Origin of the sequence: Erwinia sp. V90_4 (assembly GCF_029967685.1) — a bacterium.
GTDB lineage: Bacteria > Pseudomonadota > Gammaproteobacteria > Enterobacterales > Enterobacteriaceae > Erwinia > Erwinia aphidicola.
In genome coordinates, this window is the sequence record NZ_JASCAQ010000055.1 from 21,777 (window position 1) to 42,228 (window position 20,452).

At 57.5% G+C, this 20,452-nt stretch carries 18 protein-coding genes; 14 read left to right on the forward strand and 4 right to left on the reverse strand.

What is annotated here, in order from left to right; all coding sequences use genetic code 11:
• Positions 1-19 precede the first annotated feature (19 nt).
• Positions 20-1,954 carry a methyl-accepting chemotaxis protein gene (locus tag QLG07_RS15880; protein ID WP_282469637.1) on the reverse strand — a complete coding sequence of 645 codons (1,935 nt, stop codon included), beginning with the start codon at positions 1,952-1,954 and terminating at the stop codon, positions 20-22.
• A gap of 74 nt (positions 1,955-2,028) precedes the next feature.
• Here QLG07_RS15880 and yjfP point away from each other — a divergent pair, with 74 nt between their 5' ends.
• The 5 genes from yjfP (at position 2,029) to rplI (ending at position 4,451) form a co-directional block, all read left to right on the forward strand.
• The gene (gene yjfP / locus QLG07_RS15885) at positions 2,029-2,778 is read left to right on the forward strand and encodes an esterase (protein WP_282469638.1); all 750 of its coding nucleotides are present in this window, start codon (positions 2,029-2,031) and stop codon (positions 2,776-2,778) included.
• Positions 2,779-3,007: 229 nt separating this feature from the next.
• A complete protein-coding gene (rpsF, locus tag QLG07_RS15890; protein WP_034891402.1) occupies positions 3,008-3,403 on the forward strand; it encodes a 30S ribosomal protein S6 in 396 nt (131 codons plus the stop codon).
• Positions 3,404-3,409: 6 nt separating this feature from the next.
• Positions 3,410-3,727 carry a primosomal replication protein N gene (priB, locus tag QLG07_RS15895; protein ID WP_048917429.1) on the forward strand — a complete coding sequence of 106 codons (318 nt, stop codon included), beginning with the start codon at positions 3,410-3,412 and terminating at the stop codon, positions 3,725-3,727.
• A gap of 4 nt (positions 3,728-3,731) precedes the next feature.
• Positions 3,732-3,959: a 30S ribosomal protein S18 gene (gene rpsR / locus QLG07_RS15900; protein ID WP_002210155.1), complete on the forward strand. Its 228-nt coding sequence runs from the start codon at positions 3,732-3,734 to the stop codon at positions 3,957-3,959.
• A 39-nt stretch (positions 3,960-3,998) separates the two neighbouring features.
• A complete protein-coding gene (gene rplI / locus QLG07_RS15905; protein WP_048917391.1) occupies positions 3,999-4,451 on the forward strand; it encodes a 50S ribosomal protein L9 in 453 nt (150 codons plus the stop codon).
• Positions 4,452-4,505: 54 nt separating this feature from the next.
• Here the strand turns inward: rplI and QLG07_RS15910 are convergent, their stop codons facing one another.
• Positions 4,506-5,084 carry a LysM-like peptidoglycan-binding domain-containing protein gene (locus tag QLG07_RS15910; RefSeq protein WP_282469664.1) on the reverse strand — a complete coding sequence of 193 codons (579 nt, stop codon included), beginning with the start codon at positions 5,082-5,084 and terminating at the stop codon, positions 4,506-4,508.
• A gap of 325 nt (positions 5,085-5,409) precedes the next feature.
• Between QLG07_RS15910 and fklB the strand changes: the two genes are divergently transcribed.
• Together fklB and cysQ are read left to right on the forward strand one after the other, a co-directional pair.
• Positions 5,410-6,030, forward strand: a complete 621-nt coding sequence (gene fklB / locus QLG07_RS15915) for an FKBP-type peptidyl-prolyl cis-trans isomerase (RefSeq protein WP_048917390.1) — start codon at positions 5,410-5,412, stop codon at positions 6,028-6,030.
• Between the two features lie 179 nt (positions 6,031-6,209).
• Positions 6,210-6,950 carry a 3'(2'),5'-bisphosphate nucleotidase CysQ gene (gene cysQ, locus QLG07_RS15920; RefSeq protein ID WP_282469639.1) on the forward strand — a complete coding sequence of 247 codons (741 nt, stop codon included), beginning with the start codon at positions 6,210-6,212 and terminating at the stop codon, positions 6,948-6,950.
• A 76-nt stretch (positions 6,951-7,026) separates the two neighbouring features.
• Here the strand turns inward: cysQ and QLG07_RS15925 are convergent, their stop codons facing one another.
• On the reverse strand, positions 7,027-7,584 hold the full coding sequence (locus QLG07_RS15925) for a YtfJ family protein (RefSeq protein ID WP_282469640.1): 558 nt from the start codon (positions 7,582-7,584) through the stop codon (positions 7,027-7,029).
• 319 nt (positions 7,585-7,903) lie between these two features.
• Here QLG07_RS15925 and QLG07_RS15930 point away from each other — a divergent pair, with 319 nt between their 5' ends.
• Positions 7,904-8,110 carry a DUF1107 domain-containing protein gene (locus QLG07_RS15930; protein WP_048917387.1) on the forward strand — a complete coding sequence of 69 codons (207 nt, stop codon included), beginning with the start codon at positions 7,904-7,906 and terminating at the stop codon, positions 8,108-8,110.
• A 95-nt stretch (positions 8,111-8,205) separates the two neighbouring features.
• Here the strand turns inward: QLG07_RS15930 and QLG07_RS15935 are convergent, their stop codons facing one another.
• Positions 8,206-9,540, reverse strand: a complete 1,335-nt coding sequence (locus tag QLG07_RS15935) for a hemolysin family protein (RefSeq protein ID WP_048917386.1) — start codon at positions 9,538-9,540, stop codon at positions 8,206-8,208.
• A gap of 521 nt (positions 9,541-10,061) precedes the next feature.
• On the opposite strand from QLG07_RS15935, the gene QLG07_RS15940 reads away from it, so the two are divergent.
• The 6 genes from QLG07_RS15940 (at position 10,062) to QLG07_RS15965 (ending at position 20,439) form a co-directional block, all read left to right on the forward strand.
• The gene (locus QLG07_RS15940) at positions 10,062-11,801 is read left to right on the forward strand and encodes an autotransporter assembly complex family protein (RefSeq protein WP_048917385.1); all 1,740 of its coding nucleotides are present in this window, start codon (positions 10,062-10,064) and stop codon (positions 11,799-11,801) included.
• Positions 11,798-15,571 (forward strand): translocation/assembly module TamB domain-containing protein, encoded by a 3,774-nt coding sequence (locus QLG07_RS15945; RefSeq protein ID WP_282469641.1) that lies wholly within the window; start codon positions 11,798-11,800, stop codon positions 15,569-15,571. The genes QLG07_RS15940 and QLG07_RS15945 overlap by 4 nt, the downstream gene beginning before the upstream one ends.
• A 2-nt stretch (positions 15,572-15,573) precedes the next feature.
• Positions 15,574-15,921, forward strand: a complete 348-nt coding sequence (locus QLG07_RS15950; RefSeq protein WP_282469642.1) for a gamma-glutamylcyclotransferase — start codon at positions 15,574-15,576, stop codon at positions 15,919-15,921.
• 584 nt (positions 15,922-16,505) lie between these two features.
• On the forward strand, positions 16,506-17,159 hold the full coding sequence (locus tag QLG07_RS15955; protein WP_282469643.1) for a DUF1120 domain-containing protein: 654 nt from the start codon (positions 16,506-16,508) through the stop codon (positions 17,157-17,159).
• Between the two features lie 92 nt (positions 17,160-17,251).
• A complete protein-coding gene (locus tag QLG07_RS15960; protein WP_282469644.1) occupies positions 17,252-17,956 on the forward strand; it encodes a fimbria/pilus chaperone family protein in 705 nt (234 codons plus the stop codon).
• Between the two features lie 5 nt (positions 17,957-17,961).
• Positions 17,962-20,439, forward strand: a complete 2,478-nt coding sequence (locus tag QLG07_RS15965) for a fimbria/pilus outer membrane usher protein (protein WP_282469645.1) — start codon at positions 17,962-17,964, stop codon at positions 20,437-20,439.
• Positions 20,440-20,452: the final 13 nt, after the last annotated feature.

The following is a 20,452-nucleotide window of genomic DNA, read 5'->3' on the forward strand; positions in this document are numbered from 1 at the left end:
TCAGTGTACGCCACAATCATCACTTCACGCTAAACACCTTCACCAGCTCGCTCAGATGGTGCCCCTTGCGGCTCAGCTCCTGCGCGGTCAGCTCGGAGTGTGTCACCAGCTCGCTGTTCTGGTGGGTAGCCTGGCCGATCTGCGCCATCGCCAGATTGACGTGGCCGATCCCGGTCGTCTGCTCCTGCGATGCGATATTGATTTCGCTCATCAGCGTCTTCACCTGGCCGATGCTGGCAGTGATGTTATCCATCGCCCTGCGCGTCTGTTCGGACAGTTCATGCCCCTGCACCACTTTGCTCAGCGAGTTAGCAATCAGCCCCTCGATCTCTTTTGCCGCCTGTGCGCTGCGCTGTGCCAGCGAGCGAACTTCGGCCGCCACCACCGCGAAGCCTTTGCCGTTTTCCCCGGCGCGCGCCGCTTCAACCGCCGCATTGAGCGCCAGAATATTGGTCTGGAAGGCGATCGATTCAATCACCTGGGTAATATCGGCAATGCTCTGCGAGGCGGTTTTGATATCCGACATGGTGGCGACGGAGCGGCTAACGGTATTATCGCCGAGGCTGACGGCACTGGCCGCCTCACCCACCAGCTGCAGCGCCTGAGTAACGTTACCGGCGTTTTGCGCCACGGTGGCGCCGAGCTGTTCCATGCTGGCCGAGGTCTCTTCGACGCTGCTGGCCTGGCGCGTGATCTGCTCGCTGATATTGCCGCTGCTGGCGACAATCGCCTCGGTGCCGCTGGCGATTTCATCGGCCGCATGGCGCACCTGCGCCACCACCCGCTCCAGTCCCTCGCCGATACCGTTAATCGCCACGATCAGCTGGCCCACTTCATCCTGGCGCCGAGTGTTCAGCGTCGAGCGCAGATCGCCGGCGGCATACTGACGTGCCAGGGCGATCACCTGCTGCAGCGGCTGGCTCAGCCAGCGGCGTGTTACCCAGACAAACATCACGGCGAATACCAGGACCATCGCGCTGCCGATCAGCAGGAAAAGATTGCGCGTCTGCTGAACCGGGGCCAGCAGGCTGGCTTTATTGACCTGCGCCACCACCACCCAGTTCCACTCCGGCAGATACTGCCAGGCGAGGATCTGCGGCTCGCCGTGTTCATCCAGGGTTTCAAGCGTGCCTTGAGGCTGGTTAAGCAGCTGCTGCTGGGTCTCCTGCGGCAGCGTTGGCCGCTTCCCTTCCAGCGTCGGGTGGAAAAGATACTGGCCGTACTGTTTCCCTGCCGCGCGGTTCAGCACGAAGAACGAGCCGCTGTCGCCGAGATGTTTCGCCAGCACTTTCTGGCGGATGGCCGCGTACTGCTTGCTGATATCCACCCCGACGAACAGAATGGCAATCACCCGGCCCGCCTCATCGCGCACCGGCTGATACTGTGTGATATAGCGCTTGCCAAACAGCAGGGCCACGCCACGGAAGATCTCGCCCTTCTGCACCGGCTGCCAGGCGGGGCTACTGTGGTCCAGCAGGGTTCCGATCGCCCGATCGCCGTTCTCTTTGCGCAGCGAGGTTGAAACGCGCATAAACTCGTTATCGTGGGTCAGGGCAAAGATAGTGGCAATCGCCCCGGTGCGATCCTGGAAGTCATCCACCAGCACCTGGTCGAGGTTGAGGGTGCGCAGCCCGGCGCGCAGCGTTGGCGTGGGTTGCCCCCCGACGACAATCTGCTGGGATTCATCCAGCGTAAAACGCTTTGGCAGGAAGCTCTGGAACAGCCCGGTGTAATTACTTACCTCTTCAGCCAGCGTGGTGTTGAACATGCCCGCCATATCGCCGATGCCGTTAACCTGGTTTTCCATATCGCTCAGGGTCAGCGTATGAACCTGCTTCGCGGCGCTGTGGCTGAGCGCCAGGGTTAACATCAGGAACAGGACCGCCACGCCAAGCGAGGTCAGTACCGAAAGTTTGACGCCCAGACTCCATGTCTTGAGAGAGAGACGCTTCATTGTTGTGCCTTAATTAGGTTAGGGTGTTACACGGATTAACGGCATGGCGCGGATAAAGTTTATGAGGAAAGGTGATGATCGAGCTGAAGAGTGAAAGTTTCTCCGGGATTGAGTGCCTGCATGCCTTCCCTGCCGGCCAGCGCGATGCGCCACTGCCCAGCGTGATTTTCTATCACGGCTTCACCTCGTCAAAGGAGGTTTACGCCTATTTCGCCGTCGCGCTGGCTCAGGCCGGGTTTCGTGCGGTGCTGCCGGACGCTGACCTGCATGGTGCGCGCTACAGCGGCGACAGCGAACTGCGCCTGACGCGTTTCTGGGAGATCCTGCGTAGCAATATTGACGAGCTGCCCGCAATCGAACAGGCGCTGCGCGCGCGCCAGCTGGTGGACGCTGAGCGGCTGGCGGTGGCCGGGGCATCCATGGGCGGCATGACGGCGCTGGGGGCGATGGCGCGCTATCCGCAGCTGCGCGCGGCGGCGAGCATGATGGGCTCCGGCTATTTCAGCCAGCTGGCCCGGACGCTGTTTCCGCCGCGAGTGGCGCGCACGCAGGAGGAGAAAGAACAGCTGGCCGAGCGGCTGGCACCGCTGGCGCAGTATGATGTCGGCCACCAGCTGGAAAAGCTGGCCAATCGCCCGCTGCTGCTGTGGCACGGGGAAGCCGATGAGGTAGTGCCCGCCGCAGAAAGTGCGCGGCTGGAAAAAGCCCTGCGTGACAGCGGGCAGGACGGCAACCTGATGTATCTTACCGAGTCCGGCGTGGGCCACCGCATCACCCCGCCGGCGCTGACCGCCTTTACCGCCTTTTTTCAGCATCATTTATAAGCCGTAGGGGCGGACCCTCTTTTTCGGTCCGCCCGAAATCAACGTACCCGCGCCAATATTTACCTTGTGTTTATCCCTCCTCGCCAGTATGATTACGCGTCAATTTTTCAGCCGCATTCTCAGGTTGTGACCCGGAGTTTACTCTGGTCACGGCTTATAACGTTCCTTGCTTCCATGGGCCGCGGCTGACCCTGACAGGAGGCTGAATAATCCGTAAGGAGCAAATTCGATGCGTCATTACGAAATCGTATTTATGGTTCATCCTGACCAAAGCGAACAGGTTCCTGGCATGATCGAGCGTTACTCTGCAACCATCACTGGTGCAGAAGGTACGATCCACCGCCTGGAAGACTGGGGCCGCCGTCAGCTGGCTTACCCGATCAACAAACTGCACAAAGCTCACTACGTTCTGCTGAACGTGGAAGCGCCGCAGGAAGCGATCGATGAGCTGGAAACTAACTTCCGCTTCAACGACGCCGTTATCCGCAGCATGGTTATGCGCGTTAAGCACGCGGTAACTGAAGCATCTCCGATGGTTAAAGCTAAAGATGAGCGTCGTGATCGTCGCGAAGATTTTGCTAACGAAACCTCTGATGATGCAGATGCTGGGGATTCTGAAGAGTAATTGTCCGTGACGGCCAATCGTCTGACGCTGTCTGGCACCGTGTGCAAGACGCCGATACGAAAAGTGAGCCCGTCAGGAATTCCACACTGCCAGTTCGTGCTTGAGCACCGTTCAGAGCAGGTGGAAGCCGGTTTTAACCGGCAAGCCTGGTGTCGGATGCCGGTGATTATCAGCGGCAAAGCCCATCAGGCCATTACTCAAAGTATAACGGTCGGTACGCAGGTGACGGTTCAGGGATTTATTAGCTGCCATCAAGGGCGCAATGGCCTGAACAAGATCGTACTGCATGCCGAGCAGATTGAATTGATAGATACTGGAGACTAGCCTAATGGCACGTTATTTCCGTCGTCGCAAGTTCTGCCGTTTCACCGCGGAAGGCGTTGTAGAGATTGATTACAAAGACATCGCTACGCTGAAAAACTATATCACTGAAAGTGGTAAAATTGTCCCGAGCCGTATTACCGGTACTCGTGCAAAATACCAGCGTCAGCTGGCTCGCTGCATCAAGCGCGCTCGCTACCTGTCCCTGCTGCCATACACTGATCGTCATCAGTAATCGGCCGCCGTCTATTAACGACTTAAAGAGGATAAGGTAATGCAAGTTATTCTGCTTGATAAAGTAGCAAACCTGGGCAGCCTGGGTGACCAGGTTAACGTTAAAGCGGGCTACGCTCGTAACTTCCTGGTACCACAGGGCAAAGCTGTTCCTGCTACCAAGAAAAACGTTGAGTTCTTCGAAGCACGTCGTGCAGAACTGGAAGCCAAACTGGCTGACGTCCTGTCTGCAGCTAATGCACGCGCTGAGAAAATCAATGCACTGGGCACCGTGACCATCGCGTCTAAATCAGGCGACGAAGGTAAACTGTTCGGTTCCATCGGTACCCGCGACATCGCTGATGCAGTTACTGCAGCTGGCGTTGAAGTGGCTAAGAGCGAAGTTCGTCTGCCGAACGGCGTTCTGCGTGTGACCGGTGAGCATGAAGTGGACTTCCAGGTTCACAGCGAAGTCTTCGCTAAGCTGATCGTTAACATCGTTGCTGAAGCTTAATCGCTGACGTTAGCGTTGTTCAAAGCGCCGCCCCCTGGGGCGGCGTTTTTGTTTCTATTGCGCTTTTAAGAATGTTCCATCGGGCTGGCGGGTAAACAGTATTTCCCCGTTGCCGCTGTCCAGCGTCAACCCTGTCACCACTCCCTGCGCATCCTGACGAATCTTCACCGTCTGCCCGGCATGTAATGTGCTGAGCGGTTTATCGTTGCCCTCAACCCGCGCCATCGCAAACACATCATTGACCGGCAGATTATTGTCACGGAACAGCTGCGCCAGCGTCTGGCCGGAGGCAATCAGGTATTCATGCCACTCGCCCTGGCTGTCCGACTGGGCGGTGCTGGTTTGCGCGGGCGGCGCAGTGGGTGTTGTTGCTGGCGGAGGGCTATCGGTAATTTCCGCCTGTAACGGCACTTCAGTGCCGGCGTCGCCGCTCTGCATGGGCGTGACCGGCTGCACCGCACGCTGTTGCGGGGTTGACGGCCACAGGAAGGCCAGCAGGACAACCAGCGCGGCGGCAATAATGCCGCGGCGATGAGGCGCTGGCAGCGGGTTCATCCAGCTTATCTGGTCCGGCAAATGCCAGATTTGATGAAGCCACGACGATAAACGTGATGTTGGCGATGCGACTGGCATTGCTTCTTCCTCCTGGCGCGACACTCGCGCAATCAGTGAGCGGTTTGCCAGCCAGTTTTTGACCTGGCTGACTAACTGCGGCTGGCCTTTCCTTCGCCTGCGGGCAATCTGGCCCATTTATACCTCTAATACACTGTAGCTTAGCCGGTTGCTGGTGGCGTGTTTTTATCGGTACAGGCCAGCAAGGGGTTTTGGGGCTAATAATCGGAACTGATATTGTTTCCGTTTCACGGCGAAAAGTCACCAGTGGAAGATGGGATTTTACGCCCGTTGTCTGCGCTGTTATGCTTCGTCTTCGGTTTTATCAATGATGAAAGGAAAATCCATGACAACCCCTTCTTTTGACAGCGTTGAAGCGCAAGCAAGTTACGGTATCGGTTTACAGGTCGGTCAGCAGCTGCAGGAATCTGGTCTGCAGGGTTTACAGCCAGAAGCACTGCTGGCAGGCCTGCGCGACGCGCTGGAAGGGAATGCCCCGTCCGTTCCTGTTGATGTGGTTCACCGCGCGCTGCGTGAAGTTCACGAGCGTGCAGAAGCCGTGCGTCAGGAGCGCCAACAGGCCATGGCAGTAGAAGGTCAGAAGTTCCTGGAAGACAACGCCAAGCGTGACGGCGTCAGCAGCACCGAGACCGGTTTACAGTTCAGCGTGCTGACTCAGGGTGAGGGCGCAATCCCATCCCGTCAGGACCGCGTACGCGTCCACTATACCGGTAAACTGATCGACGGCAGCGTGTTCGACAGCTCCGTACAGCGTGGCGAGCCGGCTGAATTCCCGGTTAGCGGCGTGATCCCAGGCTGGATCGAAGCGCTGACCCTGATGCCGGTTGGCTCTAAATGGGAACTGGTGATCCCACACAACCTCGCCTACGGCGAGCGCGGTGCGGGTGCTTCCATCCCACCATTCAGCACCCTGGTGTTTGAAGTCGAACTGCTGGAAATCCTGTAAGTTCTTCGCGGGCCGGGCATCGCGCCCGGCCCCTGAGCCTGCCTGCGAAAACACCGCCACAACCCGCCTTTTCCCCGCCCCTTAACTCTGTGATTTATCATAAAATACCAGGAAATCGTGTCCCTGCGCGTCAGGTGCGTTATGCTGTTGAAAACACCAGAACAGTCAGGAGGTGGGAAGTGTTAGACCAAATTTGTCAGCTGGCGCGTGATGCCGGTGATGCCATTATGCGAGTGTACGACGGCCAGGCGCCGCTGGATGTCGCCCATAAATCCGATGATTCCCCGGTTACGGCAGCAGACATTGCCGCGCACAAGGTGATCGTTGCTGGCCTGCAGGCGCTGACGCCGGCGATCCCGGTGCTGTCAGAGGAAGATCCTGCCGGCTGGGAAGTGCGTCAGCACTGGCAGAAATACTGGCTGGTTGACCCGCTTGATGGCACCAAAGAGTTTATTAAGCGTAACGGCGAGTTCACGGTGAACATCGCGTTGATTGAGGGCGGCAAGCCGGTGCTCGGCGTGGTTTATGCGCCGGTATTACACGTGCTCTATTCCGCCGATAATGGCAAAGCCTGGAAAGAAGAGGGCGGGCATAAGGTGCAGATCCAGGTACAGAACGCGCATCCGCCGCTGGTGGTGGTGAGCCGCTCCCATTCCGATAGCGAGCTGGAAGATTATCTCAGCCAGCTGGGCGAGCATCAGACCACCGCGATTGGCTCATCGCTGAAGTTTTGCCTGGTGGCGGAAGGCAAAGCGCAGCTCTACCCGCGCTTTGGGCCAACCAATATCTGGGACACCGGTGCGGGCCACGCGGTGGCGCTGGCAGCGGGCGCCCACGTGCACGACTGGCAGGGAAAAACGCTGGATTACACCCCGCGTGAGTCGTTCCTCAACCCCGGTTTCCGCGTCTCAATATATTGATGTTTGCCGCGCCGGGCCCATGCTATCTGGATTTCTGTAGGGGCGGACCTTGTTTTTCGGTCCGCCCTGGTCATCATTAGTGCAGTAACTCTTGCAACAATGTCATCACCTGCTTCACCTCATCCTGCGTCAGCGCACCCTCTTTGGCGAACCGCACCTTACCCTGCTTATCCAGCACGATAATCGCTGAGCCGCCGCTCTCCAGCTGCCAGGCTTTACGTGCCGCACCGTTGCTATCGACAATGAACTGCGACCATGGGAACTGCTGCTTGTTGCTGTGAATGCTGCTGCGCACGAACATCCCGGTGCCGGGAATGGCATCATCGGTGTTCACCACCGTGGTTGTCTGGTAGCGGTCGTGCGGCAGTTTTGCCGCTTTGATCGCCTCAATCAGCGCCGCGTTCTGCTCTTTAGCGGAAGATCGCCCGGCAATATGCTGTATCACTCGCACTTTCCCGGTCAGCTGCGCGCTGTTCCAGTTTTTATAGCTAAACTTATCCTGCTGCAGCACCAGTTCACCCTTGTCGGCAATCCCGACCGGCGCAACGCGTTCCCCCATGTTGAAGTTGTGCGCAGCGACGGTAAAAGGGATAAAAAGGCAAAGCGTAGCTGCCAGTTGGCGGGCTGTTGTCATGATGGCTCCCGAGTTTCGATGTGATCCGACCAGTTAGTCATGGTTCTGCAATAATAAGCGCGGATGATGCTGCTGTCGCATCGAAACAACATCTTTGCAACAGATCGCACAAAACCCTATGTATTGAAGGTTTACACTGCGCAGGTACGTTCAGGTAACAGAGAGTTCTGTCATGATGTGTAAAAACAGTAAAAAAAATCGCTTTTAGGAACATCGGCAACGAATGTTGTTCTATATTGTAGTCACTTTGCGCTTCACCACTTCGTACCGTGCTTGGTCACGATGAAGCGTACGCTATACGTTCAGGAGTAAAAACAGAATGAAGATCTTCCAGCGATATAATCCATTTCAGGTCGCTAAATACGTCAAAACGTTGTTCCGGGGAAGGTTGTATATCAAGGATGTGGGCGCGTTTGAGTTCGATAAGGGCAAGATCCTTATTCCCCGCGTCAAGGATAAACAGCATTACAGCGTGATGTCAGAAGTTAACCGTCAGGTTCTGCGCCTGCAGACTGAGTTTAACTGATAAAAAAGATTCAGGGTCAGGCATGCCTGACCCCGACAAGTAGGGTCGAGGCATGCCTCGACCGCAAACCACCCTTACACCATTCTCAATGCATTCTACGAAACCGCACTCTCTTCAGGATCTTTCGGCAGCGCCGGCGTAGTCGGGCGTGCATCAATGCGTGTCACCAGCAGCTGGTCGATGCGGTAACTGTCGATGTCGACAACTTCAAACTTAAAGCCGTGGAACTTCACGAAGTCGGTGCGCTTTGGAATTTTGCGCAGCATAAACATCATAAAGCCGCCGATGGTTTCATAGTTGCCGGACTGCGGGAACTCGTCGATATGCAGCACGCGCATCACGTCATCAATTGGCGTTCCGCCCTCTACCAGCCATGAGTTCTCGTCGCGCGCGACAATTTGCTCTTCCATTCCCTGGCCGACCAGGTCGCCCATCAGCGTGGTCATCACGTCGTTGAGGGTGATAATGCCCACCACCAGCGCGTATTCATTCATGATCACCGCGAAGTCTTCACCCGCCGCTTTAAAACTTTCCAGCGCTTCAGAGAGCGTCAGCGTGTCCGGCACAATCAGCGCCGAGCGGATCTGCACGCCGCTGTTCAGCGCCATGCTCTGATTACCCAGCACGCGCAGCAGCAGCTCTTTCGAGTCGACGTAACCGATAATATGGTCAATATCTTCGTTGCACACCAGGAACTTGGAGTGCGGGAAGCGGGCGATCTTCTCTTTCAGGCTGCCCTCATCTTCGTGCAGGTCAAACCACACCACGTTTTCGCGGGAGGTCATCGATGAAGGCACGGTGCGCGACTCCAGCTCGAACACGTTCTCGATCAGCTCATGCTCCTGCTTGCGCAGCACGCCAGCCAGCGCGCCCGCCTCCACCACCGCATAGATATCGTCGGAAGTGATGTCGTCTTTGCGCACCAGCGGGATTTTAAACAGGCGGAAGATGATGTTAGCCCCACCGTTAAAGAACCACACCAGCGGGCGGAACAGAAACAGGCAGAAACGCATCGGGTTGATGATCTTCAGCGCCACGGTTTCCGGCGCGATCATGCCAAGGCGTTTAGGGAACAGGTCGGCAAACAGAATAAACAGGCTGGTGACCACGGTGAAGGAGCAGATAAAGCTAATGCGCTCCGCCATCTCCGGCTCGAAGAAGCGTTCAAACAGCGAGCGGAAAGCGGGGGAGAACGCGGCATCGCCGACAATACCACCAAGAATGGCGACGGCGTTCAGGCCAATCTGCACCACGGTAAAGAACATGCCGGGGGTTTCCTGCATCTTCATTACGCGCTGCGCGTTGATGTTACCTTCGTCCGCCAGCAGCTTAAGTTTAATTTTGCGGGCAGCCGCCAGAGAAATTTCTGACAGAGAGAAAAATGAGCTGATGGCAATCAGCAGTACGATGACAAGCAAGCTGTCTAACATAGAACATCCATTATTTGGCTCGGCTCTGTGGCGGTGAGAATAGGCTCGCGGTCAGAGTGGGCCGGGTTAATCACTTGTCATTTTTGGCCTGGGCAGCGCGCAGGATGATGTCGAATCGGGTCGATCAGGGCTATCCGTGCCAAAAATGTCTGCGATTCGGCAAGTGCGCCGGAGCAGAAGGGTAATCAGGGCGCGGTGCGCCCTGTCGGCAGATTATAACTGTGCCGGCGAGCGCTTACAATTACGGCAGTTGCGGGAGTGGATTGCGCGCGGAGAAAAAGTGCGGCGACTTGTCCGATCGCCATAGCGCGTTACACTCCTTTTACCCGCAATCGCGATACTGTGTTGTAACGTACCGTGACTTTGCACACAATAGGCACAAAATTTGTCTTAGGTTTAGATGCTACTTAGCCACAGTGATTCATGCAGGGTTGAAAGCTGTTGCAGCACAATGGTCGCATAATGGGATTATCAGGTTAAGCCCGGTGGATTGCGGGCTGGCAATAAAAACGGGAGTAAGCGTGCCAAGAGTTCATGTGGTTTGCATGTCTTGCCTGCTGATCGTTGCGCCTGCCGTAGAGGCAGCGAACGTTCGTTTGCAGGTGACAGGGTTATCAGGGGAGTTACAGAAGAATGTCAGGGCGCGTTTATCCACCATCACTAATGATGAAGTGACCTCCGATGGCCGCTTCCGCTCGCGGGTGAGCGAAGCGGTGAAAGAGGGCCTGAAGGCGCTGGGATACTACGAACCTGAGATCGACTTCGAACTGCAACCTCCTCCTCCTGGCGGAAAGCGTCCGCTGCTGCTGGCAAAAGTCACCCCTGGTGAGCCGGTAAAACTGGCGGGGGAAACCGTGATCCTGCGCGGCGGCGCCCGCACAGACGAAGACTATCAAAAGCTGGTGAAAAGCGGAAAACCGCCGCTGGGGACGGTGCTCAACCACAGCGACTATGAAAAATTCAAAAGCTCGCTGAGCAATCTGGCGCTGCGCAAAGGCTACTTTGACGGCGACTACCGTAAAAGCCAGCTGGGGGTATCGGTAGAGCGGCGTGAAGCCTTCTGGGACCTCGACTATGACAGCGGCCAGCGCTATCGCTTTGGCGACGTCAGCTTCTCCGGTTCGCAAATCCGCGAAGACTATCTGCAAAACCTGGTGCCGTTTAAACAAGGCGATTACTACAACTCCCGCGACCTGGCCGAACTGAATCGCCGCCTGTCGGCGACCGGCTGGTTTAACTCGGTGGTGGTGGCCCCCGAGTTTGATAAGGCGCGCGACAGCAAAGTGTTGCCGCTGCATGGCGTGGTGTCGCCGCGCACCGAAAACACCATTGAGACCGGTGTAGGTTACTCGACCGACGTGGGCCCACGCGTCAAAGCGACGTGGAAAAAGCCGTGGGTCAACGATCGTGGCCACAGCTTCAGCACCAGCGCCAATATTTCTGCCCCCGAGCAGCAGCTGGACTTCAGCTATAAAATGCCGCTGCGCAAAAGCCCCCTCGAGCAGTACTACCTGCTGCAGGGCGGGTTGAAGCGCACCGATCTCAACGACACCAAAGCCGACTCCAGCACGCTGGCTGCCTCGCGCTACTGGGACAGTTCCAGCGGCTGGCAGCGGGCGATTAATCTGCGCTGGAGCCTCGACCACTTTACCCAGGGCAGCGTCACAAACACCACGATGCTGATCTACCCTGGCGTCAGCGTTAACCGCACCCGCTCGCGCGGTGGGCTGATGCCAACCTGGGGTGATTCCCAGCGCTACTCGCTGGATGTCTCCGATACCACCTGGGGCTCCGATATCGACTTCGCCGTGATGCAGGCGCAGAACGTCTGGATCCGCACGCTGGAAGATAAACACCGCTTTGTGGTGCGCGGCAACCTCGGCTGGATAGAAACCAACAACTTCAGCAAGGTCCCACCCGATCTGCGCTTCTTCGCCGGGGGCGATCGCAGCATTCGTGGCTATAAGTACAAGGGTATTTCGCCGCGCGATGACGAAGGCAAGCTGACCGGTGCCTCCAAACTGGCGACCGGCTCGCTGGAGTATCAATACAACGTGTCAGGCAAATGGTGGGGGGCGGTGTTTGTCGATTCGGGCGAAGCCGTCAACGACATCAAGCAGAGTAATTTCAAAACCGGCGCGGGCTTTGGCGTGCGCTGGCAGTCGCCGGTTGGGCCAATCAAGCTGGACATTGCCCGGCCAATTGGCGACCAGGACGATCGCGATATTCAGTTTTACATTGGACTGGGGCCTGAACTATGAAGTGGTGGAAAAAGGGCCTGATTGGCATTGTGATTTTTGTGGTACTGCTGCTGGGCGGCGTTGCCTTTTTACTCGGCACCACCACCGGTCTGCATCTGGTGCTGAACGGCGCTGCGCGCTGGGTGCCGGGGCTCGATATCCAGCAGGTGGACGGCGGCTGGCGTAATCTCACCGTCAAAGGGCTGAAGTATGAGATGCCGGGCGTCACGGTTAACGCCGGGGAGTTCCATCTTGCGCTCAAGCTAAGCTGCCTGAAAGAGAGCGCGTTCTGCGTCAACGACCTGTCGCTGAAGGACGTCAATGTGGTGGTGGACAGCAAAAAAATGGCCCCGGCCGCCACGCCACCGGTTGAGGAAGAGAGCAGCAGCGGGGAGATCAGCACCCCCTATCCGCTCACTCTCAGCAGGCTGGCACTGCATAACATCAATCTGAAAATTGATGATACCGCCATTTCTCTCGCCGACTTCACCAGCGGAATGCACTGGCAGGCGCGCAGCCTGACGCTGACCCCGACCCATATTCAGGGGCTGCTGATCGCGCTGCCGAAAGCGGCAAAAGTCGCCAACGAGCAGGTGGTCCAGCCAAAAGTGCAGGATCCTCAGCCGGATGAAAAGCCGCTGGGTGAAACCCTGAAGGCGCTGTTTGCTAAACCACTGCTGCCGGACCTGCCGGAATTCACGATGCCGCTGGATGTCGAGGTGCAGCAGATCCTCGGCGAGCAGCTGCGCATTACCGGCGATACCGATATTGCGGTCAACCGCCTGCTGCTGAAGGCGAAGAGCGATAACAGCCTGCTGCAGCTGCAAACCCTCGACATTGACTCACCGCAGGGGCAGCTTAACGCACAGGGGCAGGCCACGCTGAGCGGCAGCTGGCCGGTCAGCTTCAACCTTTACAGCGCGCTGAATATCGATCCCATCAAGGGCGAAAAAATCAAGATGACGCTGGACGGCGGGCTGCGCGATAGCCTCAAGCTGGCGCTGAATCTCTCCGGCCCGGTGCGCGCCCAGCTGGATGCGGATACGCAGCTGGCTGAAATCGGCCTGCCGCTGAATATGACGCTGCAAAGCCCGCAGCTGCGCTGGCCGCTGGATGGCGTGGCGCAGTATCAGGCGGATAACCTCAACTTCACCTTCAAAGGCAAAGCCACCGATTACGTGATGTCGCTGAAGGCGGCGTTACAGGGCCAGGGCATTCCTCCTGCCACCCTGACGCTGGACGGTAAAGGCAACGTTGAGCAGTTTGCGCTGGATAAGCTGCGGCTGGCGGCGCTACAGGGCAATGCTGACCTGAGCGCGCTGGTGGACTGGAGCAAGGCGGTCAGCTGGCACAGCGAACTGCTGCTGAGCGGCATCAATACCGCGAAGCAGTACCCGGACTGGCCAGCGAAGCTGGACGGCAAAATCACCACGCGCGGCAGCCTGTACGGCGGCAGCTGGCAGATGCGCGTGCCCGAGCTGAAGCTGAAAGGCAACGTCAGAAACAACGCGGTCAGCGCCGACGGTTCGCTGTACGGCAACAGCTACAACCAGTGGAATATTCCCGGCATCAAACTGGTGCTGGGGCGTAACAACGTTGATGTGAAAGGCTCACTCGGCGATAAGCTGAACCTTGATGCCAATATCGATGCGCAGCATCTCGACAATGCGCTGCCGGGGCTGGGCGGCGTAGCGAAAGGCACTCTCCGCGCCCGTGGCGACCTGAAAACCCCACAGCTGCTGGCCAACCTTACCGCCACCGGGCTGCGCTGGCAGGCGATGCGCATTGGCCGCATCAAGCTGGATGGCGACGTCAGCTCCGGCGAGCAGGTGCAGGGCAAACTGGCGCTGCGCGTCGAGCAGCTGAAGCAGGATGCGCTGGCGGTGGATCTGCTGACCCTTGATGCCAGCGGCACGGAGAAGCAGCATCAGCTCAAGCTCAATCTCAAAGGTGAACCGGTTTCCGGCCAGCTGGCGCTGAACGGCAGCTTTGACCGCGCCACCCAGCGCTGGCAGGGCAACCTTAACAACACCCGCTTTGATACCCCGGTTGGCGAGTGGCGCTTAACCCGCGCTATTGCGCTCGACTATCTCAACAGCGTCCAGACGGTGAAGATTGGCCCACACTGCTGGCAGAACCCGAACGCCGAGCTGTGCGTGCCGCAGACGGTGGAAGCGGGCCCTGCCGGCAAAGCGCGCGTGGTGCTGAATCGCTTTGACCTGGCGATGATCAAACCGTTTATGCCGGAAGCGACCCAGCTGCGCGGCGTGTTCAACGGCGATGCCGATGTCTCCTGGACTGCCGATGGCGCACTGCCGACCGGGCGCATCGCGCTGAAGGGCAGCGGGGTGAAAGTGGAGCAGGATGTGCAGGGCAACACGCTGCCGGTCGCCTTCGACACGCTGAACCTTAATGCGGCGCTGAAAAATGGCCGCGCGCAGCTCGACTGGCTGATCCGCATCGCGGGTAACGGCCAGCTTGACGGTAACGTGCAGATTGCCGACCCGCAGGGCAAGCGCACGCTCTCCGGCAATATCAATATTGCCAATTTGTCGCTGGCGATGCTCAACCCGGCGCTGATGCAGGGCGAGAAAATCGCCGGGGTGCTGAGCAGCAACCTGCGCCTTGGCGGCAATCTGCAGAAACCGCAGGTGTTCGGCCAGCTGGGGCTGCGCAATGTCGATGTCGACGGCAGCTTTATGCCGGTTGATCTGACGGCAGCCAATCTGAATATGGTGTTCAACGGCATGAGTTCGACGCTGGAGGGGCTGATCCAGACCTCACAAGGGCAGATAGCGCTGAACGGTGACGCCGACTGGAGCCAGCTGGATGCCTGGCGTGCGCGCGTGGCGGCCAAGGGCGATAAAGTGCGCGTCACCGTGCCGCCGATGGTGCGTATGGACGTGTCGCCGGACCTGGTGTTTGAAGCCACGCCGCAGCTGTTTAATCTCGATGGCCGCGTCGACATCCCGTGGGCGCGCATTACGGTGCAGGAGGTGCCGGAGAGCGCGGTTGGCGTCTCCTCCGACGAAGTGCTGCTGGATAAAGACCTCAAGCCGATTGCGCCGAAGTCCACCGCCATCCCGATCAACAGCAATCTGATCATCCATGTCGGCAACGATGTGCGCCTCAGCGCCTTTGGCCTGAAAGCGAAGCTCAACGGCGATCTTAAGCTGGTGCAGGATAAGCGTGGCCTCGGGCTGAACGGGCAGATCAACATTCCGTCCGGTCGCTTCCACGCCTACGGGCAGGACCTGCTGGTGCGCAAGGGCGAGCTGCAGTTCTCCGGCCCGCCGGACCAGCCTTACATCAATATGGAAGCGATCCGTAACCCGGAAGCCACCGAGGATGATGTCACCGCCGGGGTGCGCGTCACCGGGCTGGCGGATGAACCCAAGGTTGAGATCTTCTCCGACCCGGCGAAATCCCAGCAGGAGGCGCTCTCCTATCTGCTGCGCGGCCAGGGTTTAGGCGCCTCCGGCAGCGACAGTGACGCATTAACTTCAGCGCTGGTCGGATTGGGGGTTGCACAAAGTGGTCAGGTTGTGGGTAAAATCGGGGAGACCTTCGGCGTCAGCAATCTGGCGCTGGATACTGCAGGGGTTGGCGACAGCCAGCAGGTGCAGGTCAGCGGCTACGTGCTGCCGGGTCTACAGGTAAAATACGGTGTTGGCATATTTGATTCACTGGCGACGTTAACGCTGCGTTACCGCCTGATGCCCAAACTCTATTTGGAAGCGGTGTCTGGTATCGACCAGGCGCTGGACGTGCTCTATCAGTTTGAGTTTTAGCAATGCGAATAATCGTTTATGGCAGCCTGCGGCGCAAGCAGGGCAACAGTCACTGGATGACCAACGGGCAGTGGCTGGGCGATCATCAGATCGACGGCTACGCGCTCTATAACCTTGGGCTCTACCCGGGCGTGGTTCACGGTGAAGGTCAGGTCTACTGCGAAGTCTACCGCATCGACGCCTCCACGCTGGGCGAGCTGGATGCGTTGAGAACCAAAGGCGGAGAGTACAGGCGGGAGCTGGTGCCAACGCCGTATGGCAGCGCCTGGCTCTATGTGTATCAGCGTTCCGTCTCCGGCAGGCAGCATATCGCCAGCGGCGACTGGCTGCGGCGCGATGCGGCTGAATAACCCCCCAAAAAACACCGCTTTCGAGCGGTGTTTTTTTTTGCCTGTTATCTGAGCCTTTGTCTCTTCAGTAATACTGGGTGAGAAATCAGTGGGAAATAGGATTGTTCTGTTGCTGTTTTAAAGGGGATATAAACTGTGGGTGCAGTAGGGCAGATATCATTCATATCGCCTTACTAATAATGAGACCTTATTGCGATATTAAATGCTAATTAAAAAGCTTTTTTTTGTAGTATTTATTATTTTGGCGCCTGTCGAAGAGTGGTGTGTAGATTTAATGATTTGGCATGTTATTATACGCCCCGATTAACTTGGTAGGTATTATTTAACCTTATTTTTGGAATCGTATTTCCATTAACTTCCTTAAATAAGGGGGCTTTTGGTAAATGAAACACCTTAAATACATTTATAATCTTTTACAGCCTTTAGGTGTATTAAAGGTGTTCTGTTTCTGTTTTTTTGGAAAGGAATACGCCCGATGGTCAGCGCTAAGCAGCGGCTGTTGCTGAGCGGCTGATTATTTCCAGACCGACACTGCCGCAGTATCTGCGAGTAGTCAGGTCACTATAAAATAAAGGACTATTGCAATGAAAAAAATAACTGTACTTGTCGCATCAATCCTCGGCGTTATCGCTTCTGGCCAGGCTATGGCCAGCTCAACGGCAAATCTGCAGGTGACCGGCAAGCTTGTGCCCTCTGCCTGCGACATCACGGTGGGAGATGGTGGGCAGAGTATCGCCTTTGGTGATATTGACGTCGGTAAGCTTAACAAAGATAAACCCACCGAGCTGAAAGATATCGCGAAGAAAATTGCCATCACGGTGAGCTGCCCGGAAGCAGCCTTTACCGGTATCAAATTCTCCGATATGGCTGCGGCTAACAAGGACGCCCATGCATTCTCACTGGGTTATAAAAACAACGCAGAGCTGGGAACTTTCAAGCTGGTATTAGATGCTAAAGAAAGTAATATCGACGGCAAGCCTGCCGCTTCAATGCTCTTCCGTGGTGAGGATGGCCGCTTCGTTCAAAGGGCTGGGGCTGGAGAGGCCGTAATGGCAAATGGCGCCGTGAATAGTACGGCAGGTTTTGATATTAGTACGACGGAACAAACGCGTGATAAGGCGAAAGTTAAGCGTTTCGCTATGTCCGTTATTCCAACCATTAATGCCACTAGCTCGATTGGCAATGTGCAGGAAGCCGAACTGACTGGTCTCGCGACGGTGGATATCATCTACTTATAATTAATCATGCCACCGGAAGAACAGTTCAGCGCAGGCTGGTGGCTGTTGCGCCGGTGGCTGTATTACCCGCTTAAGCATCAAGGATGATTGTTATGCTCAAGATTTTTTTCCCTCAGTTATTTTCCCTCCCATTGCTGCTGTTTCTTCATTCTGCCTTTGCGGTGATGCAGCCGCAAACCTCCATGATCTTAATTGATGAGGAGAAGGGCGGCGGCAGTATTAATGTGACCAATACGGACGATCGGGAGGCACTGCTGTATGTCAAAGTCATCGATCTGGATGACGATAAACAGCCGCAGGTGGTGGTCACCCAGCCGGTGGTGCGCGTTGGTGCAGGGCAGACCCAGCGGGTGCGCTTTTTGCTGTCAAGCCAGCAGCCGTTAAGCGTGGAACACATTAAACGGGTGACGTTAGAAGGGCTTCCCCTGATATCAGAGCCTGGAAAAAATAAGGTGAATATCAACGTTCGCCAGAACCTTCCGCTGATAATTCGTCCGCGCACGCTGGTTGCCGAAGCCGACCCGTGGAAAGCACTGGCATGGTCGGTGGGCGGTGGAAAAATGACGGTTTACAACGCCACGGCTTACGTTATCAGGCTTGGGCAAGATATTGCGCTGCTTCCCGGCGGGCAAAAAGCCAAAATAACGAAAAGCTACCTGCTGCCGGGCGAGACGCTGCCTGTGGCGGTATCCGATGCCAAAGCCCTGGCCAATGTGAGCAAGGTGCGCTTTGAGACCCTTTCGCAGTTCGGTTTTGATACCGGCAAAGTTGACATGCCTGTTAGTCACGGCAGCTGATTATCATGTCGTCCCGTTCTCTGAGGCCGGCACCGCTCTGCGTTCTGGCGCTGCTGGCACTGCCGGCAGAAGTTCTGAGCGATGTGGCGCTGCCGCCGTTAAATAAAACACCGCCGGCGCTGGCTGAGCACCGTGAGCCGGACGAATTCCAGGGGGCTGCCGCAGACCAGGAGTCGCTGGCGGTAAAACTACTGAAAGCGCGCGGTATTGACCCCGCCCAGCTGGGCATACTGGATAACAACGCACGCTTTCCTGCTGGCGAAAATGTCCTCGATCTCAGCGTCAACGGTGAGTTTAAGGGCACCTTCAGCGTCACGGTGAGTGCCGACGGGGACCTCTGTTTTACCCCGCAGCTGATCGCGCAGCTGGGGTTAAAACCCGCGGAAAAGATGCCGCCGCAGGGCTGCTTTGCCTGGGTAAAGCACGACCCGCATATCACCACCCGCTCCGAGCCCGCCACGCTGTCAGCCAGTATTGTGGTACCGCAAAGCTGGCTAGCCCCTGCTGAGCGGGCGAACAGCAGCGAAACCGGGGGCGCCGGGGCGCTGCTTAACTACAGCTACTTTAATACCCTCAACGTCAGCCGCAGCGGCCGCAACCGCTACAGCTATCTGACGCTGGAGGATGGCCTCAATCTCGGCGGCTGGATGGTGCGCAGCTATCAGCAGCTGAGCCAGAGTAATGGGGTAAACAGTGCCAGCGTCAGCTCTCTCTATGCTGAGCGCGCCCTTGCACGCTGGCAGCAGCGGCTGCAGTTTGGCCAGATTAGCGTCAGCGATACGCTGTTTGCCGTCGGCGACATTAACGGGGTACAGCTGATCCCTGATAATGGCTTCGAACAGCAGGAGGAGAGCGGTGTCATGGTCGAGGGCATTGCCAGTACGCCGCAGGCGCGCGTCGAGGTGCGGCAGTATGGCGTGGTCATTTATAACACCCTGGTACCGGCTGGCCCGTTTCACCTGCGCAATATTCCGCTGACCAACCGCAACAGCGATCTTGACGTCAGCGTGCTGGAAACCGACGGTCGGCAGCAGCACTTCAGCGTGCCCGCCAGTCAGCTGATGGCGTCTAGCAGCGCTGCGCCACGCGGATTTTCGCTGGCGCTGGGTAAACTGCGTGACACCGGCAGTCAGGATCATGAAGTGCCGGCTATCTTCACCCTGAATAAGAGCTGGCAGCCGACGTCGCGCCTCTCGGCACAAAACGGCATCATGCTGGCGAAAAAGTATCAGTCGCTGGCAATGGCGGTCAGCGGCCAGCTGCTGCAGGGTTTTCAGCTGGCGGCGCAGATCATGGCGACCAACGACAGCTACAGCAAGGTGCGCAGCGGCCGGCTTTCATTGTCAGCCAGCTATCGGCTCTCCGACCTGCTGTCGCTCAGCGGCAGCGTGAGTAAGAGCACGCCGAACTATTTAACACTCAGTGAAGCCAGCAGCCGCTGGCGCAACGGCGTTGTCGACCTGGAAAACACCCAGTACTCGCTGTCGGCCAACCTGTCGCTACCGGTGCTGGGGAGTGTTTCCCTCAGCCACGCTGAAAGCACCCGCTTTGGCGCCGGGCGCGGTACCACGCGTTACAACATGCTGAGCTGGAGCAGAAATATCAGCAGGGCGCTGCTGTCGGCCAGCTATGCGCGCAGCAGCGGCGGCTCTGGCGATAAACAGCTGTCGGTTAACCTGACGCTGCCGCTGGGGCAGCAGCAGATCAGCAGTTATTACCGCAGCAGTGCCAGCTCCAGCCAGCTGGGTGCCCAGACGCAGGGGCCGCTTAACAAAAATATGAGCTACGCGCTGTCAACCGAGCGCGATCTGCAGCAGCGCACGCAGTCGGTGCAGGGCGGGGTTAATGCCAACCTGCACTACACCATGATGGGGTTCACCACCCAGCAGAGTGGCGGGGGATACAGCAGTTACTCACAGAGCGGCAGCGGGAGTATGGCGCTGATCGACCGCCATCTGCTGTTCTCATCTAATCCGATCGGCCAGACCTTTGGCCTGATTGCGCTGAATGAACCGCTGGCCAACGTTGAGATAAGCACCCCCGGCGGCACCAGCTGGACCGACTGGCGCGGGCTGGCACTGGCGCCCAACCTGCAGGCGTGGAGAGAGAGCGGGCTGGATTTGAACACCGAAACGCTGCCGAAGCGCAGCGATGTCAGCAACGGCCACCGTAGCGTCAACCTGGCGCGCGGGGCGGTCAAGCGCATCAACTTCTCCGTGCTGACCACGCGCCGGCTGCTGCTGACGCTGCAGCTCAGCGACGGAAAACCGCTGCCGCGCGGCAGCATGGTGAGAGATGAAAACAATAAGCTGTTAACTATGGCGATCGATGACGGCACCGTGTATCTCGAAAATTCGCCGGAAAAAGCCACGCTGCATATCGAAATAGCCGATAAACAGCAGCAGTGCAGCTTCTCCTATCAGCTTGAAGACGATAAGTCGCAGGATGCGCCTTTCCAGAAAATCAGCGGCGTCTGCGTCTGAATACCATCAACCA